The organism is Spiribacter roseus, from assembly GCF_002813635.1.
In the GTDB taxonomy this organism is placed as follows: domain Bacteria; phylum Pseudomonadota; class Gammaproteobacteria; order Nitrococcales; family Nitrococcaceae; genus Spiribacter; species Spiribacter roseus.
On the sequence record NZ_CP016382.1, the window covers coordinates 445,773 to 461,510 of the forward strand.

16 protein-coding genes and 1 tRNA gene are annotated in these 15,738 nt (G+C 65.8%); 16 read left to right on the plus strand and 1 reads right to left on the minus strand.

Annotation, left to right across the window (positions count from 1 at the left end; genetic code table 11):
• Nucleotides 1-2: 2 nt before the first annotated feature.
• Entirely contained in the window at nt 3-941 is a 939-nt protein-coding gene (locus tag BBH56_RS02290) for an ABC transporter ATP-binding protein (protein ID WP_148121790.1), read from the minus strand.
• Between the two features lie 205 nt (nt 942-1,146).
• On the opposite strand from BBH56_RS02290, the gene carA reads away from it, so the two are divergent.
• From carA to BBH56_RS02365, 16 genes are all read left to right on the plus strand, one after another.
• A complete protein-coding gene (gene carA, locus BBH56_RS02295; protein WP_148121791.1) occupies nt 1,147-2,307 on the plus strand; it encodes a glutamine-hydrolyzing carbamoyl-phosphate synthase small subunit in 1,161 nt (386 codons plus the stop codon).
• Nucleotides 2,308-2,317: 10 nt separating this feature from the next.
• Nucleotides 2,318-5,536 (plus strand): carbamoyl-phosphate synthase large subunit, encoded by a 3,219-nt coding sequence (carB, locus tag BBH56_RS02300; protein WP_110883107.1) that lies wholly within the window; start codon nt 2,318-2,320, stop codon nt 5,534-5,536.
• The gene (gene greA, locus BBH56_RS02305) at nt 5,533-6,009 is read left to right on the plus strand and encodes a transcription elongation factor GreA (protein ID WP_144347688.1); all 477 of its coding nucleotides are present in this window, start codon (nt 5,533-5,535) and stop codon (nt 6,007-6,009) included. The genes carB and greA overlap by 4 nt, the downstream gene beginning before the upstream one ends.
• Entirely contained in the window at nt 5,981-6,211 is a 231-nt protein-coding gene (locus BBH56_RS09550) for a hypothetical protein (protein WP_144347687.1), read from the plus strand. Before greA ends, BBH56_RS09550 begins: the two co-directional genes overlap by 29 nt.
• Nucleotides 6,201-6,824 (plus strand): RlmE family RNA methyltransferase, encoded by a 624-nt coding sequence (locus tag BBH56_RS02310; protein WP_110883105.1) that lies wholly within the window; start codon nt 6,201-6,203, stop codon nt 6,822-6,824. The genes BBH56_RS09550 and BBH56_RS02310 overlap by 11 nt, the downstream gene beginning before the upstream one ends.
• A 45-nt stretch (nt 6,825-6,869) precedes the next feature.
• Nucleotides 6,870-8,789 carry an ATP-dependent zinc metalloprotease FtsH gene (gene ftsH, locus BBH56_RS02315; protein ID WP_110883104.1) on the plus strand — a complete coding sequence of 640 codons (1,920 nt, stop codon included), beginning with the start codon at nt 6,870-6,872 and terminating at the stop codon, nt 8,787-8,789.
• Nucleotides 8,749-9,645, plus strand: coding sequence for a dihydropteroate synthase (gene folP / locus BBH56_RS02320; protein ID WP_404828051.1), 897 nt, complete (start codon nt 8,749-8,751; stop codon nt 9,643-9,645). The genes ftsH and folP overlap by 41 nt, the downstream gene beginning before the upstream one ends.
• Nucleotides 9,642-11,012, plus strand: coding sequence for a phosphoglucosamine mutase (gene glmM, locus BBH56_RS02325; RefSeq protein ID WP_148121792.1), 1,371 nt, complete (start codon nt 9,642-9,644; stop codon nt 11,010-11,012). The genes folP and glmM overlap by 4 nt, the downstream gene beginning before the upstream one ends.
• Nucleotides 11,013-11,062: 50 nt before the next feature.
• Entirely contained in the window at nt 11,063-11,821 is a 759-nt protein-coding gene (gene tpiA, locus BBH56_RS02330; protein WP_148121793.1) for a triose-phosphate isomerase, read from the plus strand.
• 30 nt (nt 11,822-11,851) lie between these two features.
• Complete coding sequence (gene secG, locus BBH56_RS02335) at nt 11,852-12,211, plus strand: preprotein translocase subunit SecG (RefSeq protein WP_404828052.1); 360 nt, start codon at nt 11,852-11,854, stop codon at nt 12,209-12,211.
• Between the two features lie 77 nt (nt 12,212-12,288).
• Nucleotides 12,289-12,373: transfer RNA gene (locus tag BBH56_RS02340), tRNA-Leu, on the plus strand.
• A 45-nt stretch (nt 12,374-12,418) separates the two neighbouring features.
• Complete coding sequence (locus BBH56_RS02345; protein ID WP_110883100.1) at nt 12,419-12,775, plus strand: NADH-quinone oxidoreductase subunit A; 357 nt, start codon at nt 12,419-12,421, stop codon at nt 12,773-12,775.
• Nucleotides 12,766-13,242: a NuoB/complex I 20 kDa subunit family protein gene (locus BBH56_RS02350; protein ID WP_023365985.1), complete on the plus strand. Its 477-nt coding sequence runs from the start codon at nt 12,766-12,768 to the stop codon at nt 13,240-13,242. The genes BBH56_RS02345 and BBH56_RS02350 overlap by 10 nt, the downstream gene beginning before the upstream one ends.
• Nucleotides 13,243-13,253: 11 nt before the next feature.
• On the plus strand, nt 13,254-13,985 hold the full coding sequence (locus BBH56_RS02355) for an NADH-quinone oxidoreductase subunit C (RefSeq protein ID WP_148121795.1): 732 nt from the start codon (nt 13,254-13,256) through the stop codon (nt 13,983-13,985).
• Nucleotides 13,978-15,231 (plus strand): NADH-quinone oxidoreductase subunit D, encoded by a 1,254-nt coding sequence (locus BBH56_RS02360; protein ID WP_110883098.1) that lies wholly within the window; start codon nt 13,978-13,980, stop codon nt 15,229-15,231. The genes BBH56_RS02355 and BBH56_RS02360 overlap by 8 nt, the downstream gene beginning before the upstream one ends.
• Entirely contained in the window at nt 15,228-15,737 is a 510-nt protein-coding gene (locus BBH56_RS02365; protein WP_148121796.1) for an NADH-quinone oxidoreductase subunit NuoE family protein, read from the plus strand. Before BBH56_RS02360 ends, BBH56_RS02365 begins: the two co-directional genes overlap by 4 nt.
• Nucleotide 15,738 lies beyond the last annotated feature (1 nt).

Genomic DNA, 15,738 nt, shown 5'->3' on the forward strand with positions numbered 1-15,738 from the left:
GATCAAGCAGTCTCCGACTGGGGTTCAGCGTTGCCGGTGCCGAGCATGCGAACGAACAGCTCTTCGAGCCGGTTGGACTTGTTTTTCATGCTGGTCACTTCAACCCCGGCGGCGTTGAGCGCGCTGAACAGTTCCGTGAGCGTCTGCTCGCCACGCACTTCGACCTCGATGGTGCGCTCATCGAGCGGCAGCACGCCGAAATCCGGGAGTGCGGGAAGCGAGTTGACGGGTGTCGTCACATCAAGGACAAAACTCTGGGATTTGAGTTTCGTCAGCAGCGATCGCACGTCGGTGTCCTCGACGATCCGCCCGCCATCAATGATCCCGATGCCCCGGCAGAGGGATTCCGCTTCCTCGAGGTAATGCGTGGTCAGGATGATGGTGGTGCCGCGCTCGTTCATACGCCGCAGGAAGTCCCACATCGAGCGTCGCAGCTCGATGTCCACGCCGGCCGTGGGTTCGTCGAGAATCAGCAGCCGCGGTTCATGCACCAGGGCGCGGGCAATCATCAGGCGGCGTTTCATGCCCCCGGACAGCTGCCGCGACGGGGCGTCACGCTTGCCCCACAGGTCGAGCTCGCGCAGATACTTCTCCGCCCGCTCCCGGGCGGTCGTCCGGTCGATGCCGTAGAAGCCCGCCTGGTTGGTGACGATCTGGGCGACGGTCTCGAACTGATTGAAGTTGAATTCCTGGGGCACCAGGCCGATGTTGGATTTGGCCTCCCATGGATCCTTGAGGATGTCGTGTCCGAACACCTCGACGCTGCCCGAGGTGGGGCGCACCAGTGAGGCCACGGTACCGATGATCGTGGTCTTGCCGGCGCCATTCGGCCCGAGCAGGCCATAGAAGTCGCCGGGACGGACCTCGAGGCTGATGTCGCGAAGGGCCGTGACGCCGCCAGGATACGTCTTGTTCAACTGACGAAGAGAGAGCGCGTTCATGCTGAATTGGACCGGATTGGTGGACCGCGGAATCGCGGTGGAAAGACGCCAAGGCTAGCCCCTTTCGCGCCGCCGGTGCAAGCAATTGGGACGGTGCCGTGATTGGACAGTCAAGCCGCCGACGGCGTAAACTCAAGCGCTGAAACAGTGGACGGGAGGGCTTCCGCGGAACCCTCCCGTTTTTGCGAGCAGACGGGGTACAGGCGTGACTCAATTGGCGATTCTGGGGCTGGAAGACGGCTCGATTTTCAGGGGGACGGCACTGGGTGCCAGCGGCCAGACGGCCGGCGAGGTCTGCTTCAACACGGCAATGACCGGTTACCAGGAAATCTGCACCGATCCGTCCTACTACGGGCAGATGGTGACGCTGACCTATCCCCACATCGGCAACACCGGCGCCACGCCGCTGGATGAAGAGTCCGTGGGCCCGCAGCTCTCGGGGCTGATCATCCGTGACGCGCCGGTGCGCCTGAGCAACTGGCGCTCGCGCATGCCACTGCCGGACTACCTCGCCGAACACGGCGTTGTCGGGATCTGTGACATCGACACCCGGCGGCTGACCCGGCTGCTGCGCGAAAAGGGCGCCCAGAACGGCTGCATCATTGCCGGTGACGCCGCTGATCCAGCCGCCGCCGTCGCCGCGGCCCGGGCCCACCCGCCACTGACCGGCCGCGATCTGGTGCGCTCGGTGACCACGACCGAAGCCTATTCGTGGCGGCTGGGCAGCTGGTCGCTGGCGCGGGGCGAGCGCGAGGGCGATGCGGTGGCCGACGCCGATCTGCCCTGGCACGTCGTGGCCTATGATTTCGGCATCAAGCGCAACATCCTGCGGCGGCTGGTGGACAGCGGCTGCCGGGTCACGGTGGTGCCCGCCGATACGCCGGCCGAGACGGTACTGGCCGATGCCCCGGACGGCGTTTTCCTGTCCAACGGGCCGGGGGATCCCGAGCCGCTCGATTACGCCATCGAGGCAACCCGCCAGTTCCTTGCCGCCGGCATGCCGGTGTTCGGTATCTGTCTGGGTCATCAGCTGCTGGGCCTGGCCGCCGGCGCCGGCAGCGTGAAGATGAAGTTCGGCCATCACGGCGCCAACCATCCGGTGGTGGATGCCGACACGCAGCGCGTCATGATCTCCAGCCAGAACCACGGGTTTGCCGTGGACGCTGACTCGCTGCCGGACAACGTGCGGGTGATCAACCGCTCGCTGTTTGACGGCACGCTGCAGGGCATCGAGCTGACCGATACGCCCGCCTTCAGCTTCCAGGGCCATCCCGAAGCCAGCCCCGGCCCCCATGACGTGTCCCCGCTCTTTGCCCGCTTCGTCGATTTGATGGCCGCCCGGCAGGCGGCCCGTACCACCAGGTAGACATCCCCCTATGCCCAAGCGTACCGACCTCCAAAGCATTCTGATCATCGGGGCCGGGCCGATCGTCATCGGCCAGGCCTGCGAATTCGATTACTCCGGCGCCCAAGCCTGCAAGGCCCTGCGCGAGGAGGGCTATCGCGTCATTCTGGTCAACTCGAATCCGGCGACCATCATGACCGATCCGGAAATGGCCGATGCCGTGTACATCGAGCCCATTCAGCCCCAGGTGGTGGCGAGCATCATCCGGCGTGAACGCCCGGATGCGGTGCTGCCCACCATGGGCGGGCAGACGGCATTGAACTGCGCGCTCGAGCTGGACCGTCGCGGTGTGCTTGAGGAATACGGGGTCGAGATGATCGGCGCCACCAAGTCCGCGATCGACAAGGCCGAAGACCGCGAGGCGTTCCGTCAGGCCATGGCGCGGATCAATCTCGAGACACCGACCGCGCGCATCGCCCAGTCCATGGACGAAGCCCACGAGGCGCAGCGTGCCATCGGGTTTCCCACCATCATCCGGCCGTCCTTCACCCTCGGCGGCAGTGGCGGCGGCATCGCCTACAACGCCGAGGAATTCGCCGAGATCTGCGAGCGCGGGCTGGATCTGTCGCCCACCAATGAACTGCTCATCGAGGAGTCGGTGCTGGGCTGGAAAGAATTTGAAATGGAGGTGGTGCGCGATCACAGCGACAACGCCATCATCATCTGTGCCATCGAAAACCTCGACCCGATGGGCGTGCACACCGGTGACTCGATCACCGTGGCGCCGGCGCAGACGCTGACCGACAAGGAATACCAGATCATGCGCGACGCCTCGCTGGCGGTGCTGCGCGAGATCGGTGTCGAGACCGGCGGCTCCAACGTGCAGTTCGCGGTCAACCCCGACGACGGGCGTCTCGTGGTCATCGAAATGAACCCCCGGGTATCGCGCTCCTCGGCGCTCGCCTCCAAGGCGACGGGCTTCCCCATCGCCAAGGTGGCGGCCAAGCTTGCGGTGGGCTACTCGCTGGATGAGCTGCGCAACGAGATCACCGGCGGGCGGACGCCGGCATCGTTCGAGCCCAGCATCGACTATGTCGTGACCAAGATCCCGCGCTTTACCTTCGAGAAGTTCATGCGCACCAAGCCCGTGCTCACCACGCAGATGAAGTCGGTGGGCGAGGTCATGGCCATGGGGCGGAATTTCCAGGAATCGCTGCAGAAAGCCCTGCGCGGGCTCGAGAACGGTCTGGAGGGCCTCGACCCACGGGTGGTGCCCAGTGACACGGCGCTCGACCGGGTGGTCCAGGAAGTGCGCCAGCCGGGCCCGGAGCGCTTGCTGTGGGTGGCGGATGGTTTCCGGGCCGGCCTGACTCTCGAGCAGCTGTTCGAGCACACCTGGATCGATCCGTGGTTCCTGGCCCAGGTGGGTGATCTGATCGAACGCGAGACAGCGCTTGCCGCCACCGATCTGCAGCGGCTCGACGCCGACGCCCTGCGGCGGCTCAAGCGCAGCGGCTTCTCGGATGCCCGCCTCGCCCGTGTGCTGGGTGTCACCGAGGCCGAGGTCCGCGCCCGCCGCCACGCAATGGGTGTGCGGCCGGTGTACAAGCGCGTCGACTCCTGCGCCGCGGAGTTCGCCACCGCGACCGCCTATCTCTACTCAAGCTACGATGAAGAGGACGAGGCCGAGCCGAGCGATCGCGAGAAGATCATGATCCTGGGCGGCGGGCCCAACCGCATCGGTCAGGGCATCGAGTTCGACTACTGCTGCGTCCACGCGGCACTGGCCCTGCGCGAGGACGGCTACGAGACCATCATGGTCAACTGCAACCCGGAGACCGTTTCCACCGACTACGACACCTCGGACCGGCTGTACTTTGAGCCGCTGACCCTCGAGGACGTGCTCGAGGTCGTCGAGGTCGAGAAACCCGCTGGTATCGTCATCCAGTACGGTGGCCAGACGCCCCTCAAGCTGGCCCGCGATCTCGAGGCCTGTGGCGCGCCCATCATCGGGACCACGCCCAACTGCATCGATCTGGCCGAGGATCGCGAGCGCTTCCAGGGCCTGATCAACGAGGCCGGGCTGCAGCAGCCGCCCAACCGCACCGCGAGCAGTGCCGACGAAGCCTTCCGGCTGGCCGAAGAGATCGGCTATCCGCTGGTCGTGCGGCCGTCCTATGTGCTGGGCGGTCGGGCGATGGAGATCGTCTACCAGGAATCCGAGCTCGCCCAGTACATGAACGAGGCGGTCCGGGTCTCCAATGAATCCCCCGTGCTCCTCGACCGCTTCCTGGACGACGCCGTGGAGGTGGACGTTGATGCCATCTGCGACGGCGAGGATGTCCTGATCGGCGGGGTGATGGAGCATATCGAGCAGGCCGGCGTGCATTCCGGCGACTCGGCCTGCTCGCTGCCGCCCTACAGCCTGGCCCCTCAGGTGGTGGACCGGCTCCGCGAGCAGATGCGGGCCATGGCGCTGCGGCTGAACGTGGTCGGCCTGATGAACGCCCAGTTCGCCATCAAGGGCGACGAGGTCTTCGTGCTTGAGGTCAACCCGCGGGCGTCCCGCACGGTGCCGTTCGTCTCCAAGGCCACCGGCCTGCCCCTGGCGAAGATCGCCGCGCGCTGCATGGTGGGCCAGAGCCTGGCCGATCAGGGCTGCACCCGCGAGCGGATCCCGCCGATCTACTCGGTCAAGGAGGCGGTCTTCCCGTTCATCAAGTTCCCCGGTGTCGATCCCATCCTGGGCCCGGAGATGAAGTCCACCGGCGAGGTCATGGGCATCGGCCCGGTCTTTGGCGAGGCCTATGCCAAGTCCCAGCATGCCGCCGGGGTGGAGCTGCCGCGCAGCGGCCGGGTGTTCATCAGTGTCCGGGATGCCGACAAGCCGGTGATCGCGCCGATCGCCCGGGATCTGGTGCGCAAGGGCTTCGAGCTGGTCGCCACCCGCGGGACCGGTGATGTCCTCGAGCAGGCCGGCATCGCCTGCGAGCGCATCAACAAGGTCGCCGAGGGCCGCCCGCATATCGTCGATGCGATCAAGAACGGCGGGATCCAGCTGATCATCAACACCACCGAAGGCCGGCAGGCGATCGCCGATTCGTTCTCGATCCGTCGGGAGGCGCTGCAGCATAAGGTGTGCTACACCACCACCATTGCCGGTGCCCGGGCGACCGGCCAGGCCTTGGGGTATCTTGAATCCGATGACGTGCGTTCACTCCAGGATCTGCACAGGGAGGCCAGAGCATGAGTAAGACACCGCTCACCGTGCGCGGTGCCGAGCAGCTTCGTGACGAGCTCAACCGGCTCAAGACCGAGGACCGTCCGCGGGTGATCAACGCCATCGCCGAGGCGCGGGCCCATGGCGATCTCAAGGAAAACGCCGAGTATCATGCCGCCCGCGAGCAGCAGGGCTTCATTGAGGGGCGGATCGCCGAGATCGAGTCCAAGCTCGCCAATGCACAGGTCATCGACGTGACCACGCTGCCGGCCAATGGCAAGGTCGTATTCGGCGTCACCGTGGTGCTGGCCGACGAGGAGGATGGCACGGAGAAGACCTATCAGATCGTTGGCGAGGACGAGGCGGATATCAAGAACGGCCGCATTTCGGTGCAGTCACCCATCGCCCGCGCGCTGATCGGCAAGGAAGAGGGCGATGTCGTCGACGTCCAGACACCCGGAGGCCACCGAGGCTATGAAATCGTCGAGGTCCGATACGAGTAACCGCCTGTCGCGGCTCGACGCCATCAAGCTCGAGCTCGCCGTGGTGGTGGGTCTGCTGGTGGGGGTGCTGATCGTGATCTGGCGGGTCGACATGAGTCACTGGGCCGATCTGGCACTGCTGGCACTGAGTGGTTTCGGCGCCGGCGGCTGGATCGCCTGGCGCACCCGGGGCGTACTGCGGGACCACCAGCGTGGCGCGTAGCAGCGGCAGTCGGCGCTGGCTCGACGAGCACTTCAACGACCCCTACGTCCGTGAGGCTCAGCGCCGGGGCCTGCGCTCCCGGGCCGCTTTCAAGCTCGAGGAGATCGACCAGCGGGATCAGCTCCTCAAGCCACGCCAGTGCGTGGTCGATCTGGGAGCGGCGCCGGGGGGATGGAGCGAATACGCCGCCCACCGCGTGGGGGCGAGCGGCTGCGTGATCGCCGTTGACCGGCTCGAGATGACACCGCCACCGGGGGTGACCTTCGTCCATGACGACTTCGACACCGATGCCGGACTCGCCGCGGTGGATACGGCACTCGCCGGTCGGTCGGTCGACCTTGTACTCTCGGACATGGCCCCCAATTTCGCCGGTCAGAAGGCGATCGATCAGCCGGCGGCCATGCGGCTCGCCGAGCTGGCCCTCGACTTCTGTGACGATCGGCTGAAACCTGAGGGTGGGCTGCTGGTCAAAACATTTCAGGGACAGGGCTTTGATGAACTGCTCCAGGCGATGCGCCAGGCATTCCGCCGGGTTCAGAGCCGCAAACCCCCGGCCTCACGCGGCCGGAGCCGAGAAGTCTATCTGCTGGCCCGTGGCTTTCGGGCAGTGTAGGCTGCCGAATTATTCGATTTGTAGAGGTGAGCCGTCTTGAACGACATGGCCAAGAATTTGCTCCTCTGGGTGGTCATCGCCGTGGTGCTGATGTCCGTTTTCAGCAATTTCCAGGGGCAGGGGACCACCGCCCAGGAAATCCCGTATTCGCAGTTCCTGACTGAGGTCGAGAACAGCCGGGTGGATTCGGTCACCATGAAGGGGCCGGTCATTCGTGGTACCCGCGGCGACGGGTCGAACTTCACGACCTACAGCCCCGAGACCGATAACAGTGCCCTGGTGGGCCAGCTGATGGACAGCGGCGTCAATATCAGCGCCGAAGAGCCCGAGGGGCGCAGCATGCTGCTGCAGATCCTGATCTCGTGGTTCCCCTTCCTGCTGCTCATCGGCGTGTGGATCTACTTCATGCGTCAGATGCAGGGCGGCGGTGGCGGCCGTGGCGCCATGTCGTTCGGCAAGAGCCGCGCCAAGATGATGTCCGAAGAGCAGGTCAAGGTGACCTTCAAGGATGTCGCCGGCGTGGAAGAGGCCAAGCAGGACGTGGTCGAGCTGGTGGAGTTCCTCAGCGACCCGTCCAAGTTCCAGCGCCTCGGGGGCAACATCCCGCGCGGCGTCATGATGGTCGGACCGCCCGGCACGGGTAAGACGCTGCTGGCGAAGGCCATTGCCGGTGAGGCGAAGGTCCCGTTCTTCAGCATCTCGGGCTCGGACTTTGTCGAGATGTTCGTGGGTGTCGGCGCCTCCCGGGTGCGTGACATGTTCGAGCAGGCCAAAAAGCAGGCGCCCTGCATCATCTTCATTGACGAGCTGGATGCCGTCGGCCGCCAGCGCGGCGCCGGGATGGGCGGCGGCAATGACGAGCGCGAGCAGACCCTCAACCAGATGCTGGTCGAAATGGACGGCTTCGAGGGCAACGAGGGGATCATCGTCATCGCGGCGACGAACCGGCCCGATGTGCTCGACCCGGCGCTGCTGCGGCCGGGACGGTTCGACCGGCAGGTGGTGGTGCCGCTGCCGGACGTGCGGGGGCGCGAGCAGATCCTCAACGTCCACATGAACAAGACCCCCCTGGCCGACGACGTCAACGCGCGGACCATCGCCCGCGGATGCCCGGGATTCTCGGGGGCGGATCTCGCCAACCTGGTCAATGAGGCGGCCCTGTTCGCGGCACGCCGCAACAAGCGGGTCGTGGATCAGAACGACTTCGAGGATGCCAAGGACAAGATCATCATGGGCGCCGAGCGCAAGTCCATGGTCATGGGCGAGGACGAAAAGCGCCTCACCGCCTACCACGAGGCGGGCCATGCCATCGTCGGGCTCAACGTGCCGGATCACGATCCCGTACACAAAGTGACTATCATCCCCCGCGGCCGCGCGCTGGGTGTGACCATGTTCCTGCCCGAGGAAGACCGCTACAGCTATACCAAGCAGCGGCTGAACAGCTCCATCTGCGGGCTTTTCGGCGGCCGTATCGCCGAGGAGCTGATCTTCGGGGCCGAGCGGGTCACCACCGGTGCCCAGAACGACATCGAGCGGGTCACCGAAATCGCCCGCAACATGGTCACCAAGTGGGGGCTGTCCAGCAAGATGGGGCCGCTCGCCTATGGCGAGGACGAAAGCAATAACGCCATGGGGCTGCCGATGGGGCAGAAGAACATCTCCGATGAGACCGCACACTCCATTGACGAGGAGGTCCGGCGGATCGTTGAGGAGAACTATGCCGAGGCGACCCGGGTGCTCAAGGCCCACGACGACAAGCTCCATGCCATGGCCGACGCGCTCATGAAGTACGAGACCATCGATCGCGATCAGATCGACGACATCATGAACGGACGGCCACCGCGTCCGCCCAAGGAAAGCGAAGGCCCCTCGGGCACGGCACCGGGCGGAGGCACCGCCGACGAGGGCGACGGTGAGGTCGCCGATGACGGAGTCGGCGTCGGCAAGCCCGCCAGCGAGCATTAGCCCCGCCGTGACGGAGGCGCTGGATTGCGGGGGGCGTGAGCTGTCGCTGCGTCACCCCCGCGTGATGGGTATTCTCAATGTGACCCCCGATTCCTTCTCGGACGGGGGTCGTTTCGTCGGCGCCCAGGCCGCCGTCGATCATGCCCGGGCCATGCAGGAAGCCGGCGCGGCGATCATCGATGTCGGCGGCGAGTCCTCCCGCCCCGGGGCCACCGGGGTCCCGGAGCAGGAAGAACTGGATCGGGTGATCCCGGTGCTCGAGGCGCTCCATGGGGCCGTCGAAGTGCCGCTGTCCGTGGATACCACCAAGCCCGGGGTCATGAAGGCGGCGGCGGCGGCCGGCGCCGGCCTGATCAATGACATTACCGCCCTGCGCAGTCCCGGCGCGCTGGAGGCCGCGCGCGAGACCGGACTGCCGGTGTGCCTGATGCACATGCAGGGCGCGCCGGCGACCATGCAGGACAATCCCACCTACAGCGACGTCCTCGGCGAAGTCACCGCCTTCCTGCGCCAGCGGCTGGACGCCGCCGCGGCGGCAGGCATCCCGCGATCCCGGTTGCTGGTCGACCCGGGTTTCGGGTTTGGTAAGCGGGACCCGCATAATGCCCGACTACTGGCCGGACTGCCGGCCCTGACCGAGCTGGGCGTGCCGGTGCTGGCGGGCCTGTCGCGCAAGTCGCTGGTGGGCCGCGTGCTGGGGCGCGAGCTGCCCGACCGCCTGGCCGGCAGCGTGGCGGCTGCGGCGCTGGCGGCGTGGCATGGGGCATCCATCATTCGGGCGCATGACGTGGCCGAGACCTTGGATGCGGTGAATCTGATGGCGTATGTCCGTCAACATGGAGGAGGGGACGCATGACGCGCAGGTATTTCGGGACGGATGGTATCCGCGGTCGGGTCGGCGAGCCGCCCATCACCGCCGATTTCGTCCTCAAGCTGGGATGGGCCGTAGGGCGCGTCATCGGCGCGCGCCATGGCGCTGGGGAAGTGCTGATCGGCAAGGACACGCGGCTGTCCAACTATATGTTCGAGTCGGCCCTCGAGTCGGGGCTCTCGGCGGCCGGGATCGATATCCGTCTGCTGGGCCCCATGCCGACCCCGGGGATCGCCTATCTCACCCGCACGCTGGGGGCCAGCGCGGGCATCGTGATCAGCGCCTCGCACAACGGCCATCAGGACAACGGCATCAAGTTCTTCTCCGCCGACGGTTTCAAGCTTGACGACGCCGCCGAGCTGGCCATTGAGGCGCAGCTCGACGAGCCCCTCGCCACCGTTGAATCGGCCCAGCTCGGCAAGGCCACGCGCCTGATGGACGCGCCGGGGCGATACATAGAATTCTGCAAGGCCGCGCGTCCGGCCGGCCTTGATCTGCGCGGGCTCAGACTGGTGGTGGACTGCGCCAACGGCGCGGGCTATCAGGTCGGCCCGGCGGTGTTCGAGGAGCTGGGGGCCACCGTGATCCGTCGCGGTACCCATCCCGATGGCCTCAACATCAACGTCGACTGCGGCTCGACGCATCCCGCGGGACTGCAGGCGGCGGTCATCGAGCAGGGGGCGGATGCCGGCATCGCCCTCGATGGCGATGGTGATCGGGTGATCATGGTCGATCATCGCGGCGAGGTCCTCGATGGCGACCAGCTGCTGTGGATCATCGCCGCCGAGCGCGCCCGTCAGGGCACGCTGCGCGGGCCGGTGGTGGGCACGCAGATGAGCAATCTGGGGCTTGAGCGGGCGCTGCGCAGCCTCGATATCGACTTCCATCGTGCCCGGGTCGGGGACCGTTATGTCCTGGAAATGCTCCGCGAGCACGCGGGCACACTAGGTGGCGAATCCTCGGGGCACATCGTCTGCCTGGACTGCACCACCACCGGTGATGGCACCGTATCGGCGCTGCAGGTGCTGGGCGCGATGGTCCGGGCCGGGCGGCCGCTGGCGGATCTGCTCGACGGCATGACGGCCATGCCGCAGCACCGCGTGGATGTGCCCATTGAGCGGGGCAGCCGGCCCATGAGCGACGCGCGGATCACCCGTGCCGTGGAGGCCCTCGAGGCCGAGCTCGGCGAGCGCGGTCGCGTGCTGCTGCGCGCCTCGGGCACCGAGCCGCTGCTGCGGGTGATGGTCGAGGGCGAAGAGGCCGCGCAGGTCGAGGCGAAGGCCCGTACGCTCGCCGCCGAAGTGCGGGCCCTGTGTGGTGTGACCGAGCCGGCCGGGGCCAATGTGAATTGATTCGGCGCGGTCCGATCAGTAACCTCCCCGGTTTTTAGCAGGGGACTGCCATGCGCACGCCGCTGATTGCCGGTAACTGGAAAATGAATGGCCTGGGCGACGACGCCCGCCACCTCGCCACTGCGGTGGCGCAGGGCGTCGCTGGCCTGGGCGGCGTTGAGATCGCGGTGTGCCCGCCGTTCGTCCACCTCGACACGGTCCGTGACCGGGTGGGCGATGCACTGTCGGTGGGCGCGCAGAACTGCGCCGATGCCGCCGAGGGCGCCCGCACCGGCGAGGTCTCGGCGGCAATGCTGGCGGATCTGGGCGTGCGTTACGTCATCCTCGGCCACTCTGAACGGCGCCAGTATTATGGCGAGGACGACGCGCTGATCGCCGCGCGCTACGCCCAGGCCCTCGAGCAGGGGCTCCGGCCCATCCTCTGTGTCGGTGAAACCCTTGAAGAGCGTGAGGCCGATCGGACCGAATCAGTGGTGGCCAGTCAGCTGAATGGCGTGATCGACCGGCTTGATGCCAGCATCGGGCTCGGCGACGGCGTGATCGCCTACGAGCCGGTCTGGGCGATCGGCACGGGCCGTACCGCCACCGCACAGCAGGCGCAGGCCATGCATGCCTTCATCCGCCAGACGCTGGCGGCACGTGATGCCGGCCTGGCCGAGCGGATGCGGCTGCTCTACGGCGGCAGCATGAAGGCGGCCAACGCGGGCGAGCTGCTTGCCGAGCCGGATATCGACGGTGGCCTGATTGGCGGCGCGTCGCTCAAGGCCGATGATTTTGTGGCCATCTGCGCCACGGCAGCGCGGGGCTGACCCCCGTCAACAAACGGAATCGACTGACTGATGTACACGATTGTTCTGGCCATCCATCTTGGGCTCGCACTGGTGCTGATCGGCGTGGTGCTGCTCCAGCACGGCAAGGGCGCCGACGCCGGCGCCGCCTTTGGCAGCGGCGCTTCCAACACGGTCTTCGGCGCCCGCGGGTCGGCGTCCTTTCTGGGGCGGCTGACCGGCATTCTCGGCGTGGGCTTTTTCGCCACCAGCCTCACGCTGGCGATCATGGCCGGCACCTTCAGTTCCGGTGGCAGTGTCGTTGACGGGTCGGCTACCGACACTCCGGCCACCGAAAGCGCACCGGCGCCAGCGGCCGATGACGCGGGCAATGGTGAGGGCAGCCCGGCCCCGGCGCCCGCCCCCGACTGAGCTGGCTGCGCGGCCCCTGCGGATTGCCCGCAGGGGGCTGCGCTGGTAATATCTCGATTGTTCAAGGCCACCGTGCCGCGGATGTGGTGGAACAGGTAGACACGCTGTCTTGAGGGGGCAGTGGCGCAAGCCGTGCCGGTTCGAGTCCGGCCATCCGCACCATCTTGGTCCTACCAAAACGTTTCGACTGAAAGGTGGCATTCGCCTATGATCGAGAGCTATCTGCCCGTCCTCGTGTTCATCGCCATCGCAATGGGGATTGGCATCGCGCCTCTCGCCGCGGGCTTCATCCTTGCACCCCGACGACCGGACCACGAAAAACTGTCGCCGTACGAGTGCGGGTTTGAGGCGTTCGAGGACTCGCGCATGCAGTTCGACGTGCGTTACTACCTCGTCGCCATCCTGTTTATCATTTTTGATCTGGAGATCGCTTTCCTGTTTCCGTGGGCCATCGTGCTCGACGAAATCGGGCTGTTCGGTTACGGCGCCATGGCGATATTCATTGGCGTTCTCCTGGTCGGTTTCCTCTATGAGTGGAAGAAGGGGGCTCTGGAATGGGAATAGAAGGCGCTCTCGACAAGGGCTTCGTGACAACCTCGGCGGACAAGCTCATCAATTGGGCGCGCACCGGCTCGCTATGGCCGATGACCTTTGGTCTGGCCTGCTGCGCGGTCGAGATGATGCATGCCGGCGCGGCCCGCTATGACATGGATCGGCTCGGGCTGATCTTCCGGCCGTCGCCGCGGCAGTCCGACGTGATGATCGTCGCCGGCACGCTGGTCAACAAGATGGCGCCGGCGCTGCGTCGGGTCTACGACCAGATGCCCGATCCCAAGTGGGTGATCTCGATGGGCTCGTGTGCCAACGGCGGTGGCTATTACCACTACTCGTATTCGGTGACACGGGGCTGTGACCGGATCGTGCCCGTGGACATCTACGTGCCCGGCTGCCCGCCCACCGCCGAGGCGCTGCTCTATGGCGTGGTCCAGCTGCAGAACAAGATCCACCGCACGAACACCATCGCACGCTAGGGAGAATCGCCATGGCCCTGACGGCTGACAAGGTGCTCGAACAGGTCCGTTCATCGCTGGGTGACCAGGTCGTCGCCAGCCGCTGCGAATACCGCGAGGCGGAAATCGAAGTCGCCCCCGGCGATCTCTATGCGGCCATGCAGACCCTGCGCGACGAGCCCGGGTTGGCTTTCAGCCAGCTGCTGGACATCGCCGGCGTCGACTACGCGGCCTACGGGCAGGATGAGTGGATCACCGAAGAGGCCACCAACACCGGCTTCAGCCGGGGCGTCGATGGCTTCAGCACCGGGCGGTTGGGGCTGACCGGCATCTACGGCGTCCAGCCGGTCCGTGAGAGCACCGGGCGCCGCTTTGCGGCGGTCTATCATCTGCTGTCGGTCAGCCATAACCATCGCCTGCGGGTGCGCTGTTTTGCCGCCGATGATGATCTGCCCATGCTCGATTCCATCGTGCCGCTCTATGCATCGGCCAACTGGCAGGAGCGCGAGGCGTTCGATCTGTTCGGGGTCATCTTCAACGGGCATCCCGACCTGCGCCGGATCCTGACTGACTACGGTTTTGTCGGCCATCCGTTCCGCAAGGACTTTCCGCTGATCGGCAATGTCGAAGTGCGGTACGACGAAAACCGGGGTCGAGTGGTCTATGAGCCGGTCTCCATTCAGCCGCGTGTGCTGGTGCCGCGGGTGATCCGCGACGACAACCGCTACGCCGACCCCTCCAAGCAGGAGGCCCCCGATGCCTGAGATCAGTAGTTACACCGTCAATTTCGGCCCCCAGCATCCGGCCGCCCACGGCGTACTGCGTCTGGTGCTCGAAATGGACGGCGAGGTGGTCCGCCATGCCGACCCGCACATCGGCCTGCTGCACCGCGCCACCGAAAAACTCGCCGAGACCAAGCCGTTCAACCAGAGCATCGGCTACATGGACCGGCTCGATTACGTGTCGATGATGTGCAACGAGCATGCCTACGTGCTCGCCATCGAGAAGCTGCTGGGGATCAAACCGCCGGAGCGGGCCCAGTACATCCGCACGATGTTCGATGAGATCACCCGGATCCTCAATCACCTGCTGTGGATCGGCGCGCACGGGCTGGATGTGGGCGCCATGACCGTCTTCCTCTATGCGTTCAAGGAGCGCGAGGAGCTGATGGACTGCTACGAGGCGGTCAGCGGGACGCGGATGCACGCCACCTACTACCGGCCCGGCGGTGTCTACCGCGATCTGCCGGCGCGTATGCCCAAATACCGCGACTCGGAGTATCGCAGCGACAAGGACCTCAAGCGCATGAATGCCGATCGCGAAGGCAGCATGCTCGACTTCATCGAGGCGTTCTGCGACCGGTTCTCGGGCACCATTGACGAGATCGATACCCTGCTTACCGACAACCGCATCTGGAAGCAGCGCCTGGTGGACGTGGCCGTGGTCCCGCCCGAGCGGGCCCTGCAGCTCGGCTTTACCGGGCCCATGCTGCGTGGCTCGGGGGTCGAGTGGGATCTGCGCCGCAAGCAGCCCTACGAGGTCTACGACCGCATGGACTTCGATATCCCCGTGGGCACCAACGGCGACTGCTATGACCGGTACCTGGTGCGCATGGAAGAGCTGCGTCAGTCGGTGCGGATCATCCGCCAGTGTGCCGATTGGCTGCGGCGCAACGACGGCCCGGTCATCCTGGGCGATCACAAGGTAGTGCCGCCGAGCCGCGAAGAGATGAAAGACGACATGGAGTCGCTCATCCATCACTTCAAACTGTTCACTGAGGGCTACTGCACACCGCCCGGCGAGGTCTATGCCTCGGTCGAGGCGCCCAAGGGCGAATTTGGCGCGTACATCGTCTCCGACGGGGCCAACAAGCCCTATCGGCTCAAGCTGCGCGCCCCGGGTTTCGCCCACATGTCGGCCATGGACGAAATGGTCCGCGGCCACATGCTTGCAGACGTCGTCACGGTGATGGGAACCATGGATATCGTTTTTGGAGAGGTGGACCGGTGAGCACAGCCGAGAGCCCGGATCAGCATGAACTGACTGCGCCCGAGCGCGAGGAAATCGACCGCTGGCTGGCACAGTTTCCTGACACCCCCGAGGGGCGCCGGTCGGCCGTGATTCCGGCGCTGCATGTGGTGCAGCACAACACCGGCTGGCTGCCCCGCGGGCGGATGGACGCGGTGGCGGAGTACCTCGGCATGGCGCCGGCCCGGGTCTACGAAGTGGGCACCTTCTACGGCATGTTCGAGGTCGAACCCGGTGGCCGTCACCGGGTCAATATATGTACCAACATTTCCTGCATGCTCCGGGGGTCGGATGAGATCGTCGAGCATGTCGAGAAAAAGCTGGGAATCAGCCTTGGCGAAACCACCAGTGACGGCCGCATCACCCTCAAACGCGAGGAAGAATGCCTGGCAGCCTGCCGCAGCGCGCCCATGATGCTGGTGGATGAGGTGTTTTACACGGATTTGACGCCTGAGAAGGTCGATCGGATCCTCGACGATCTGGAGTAGC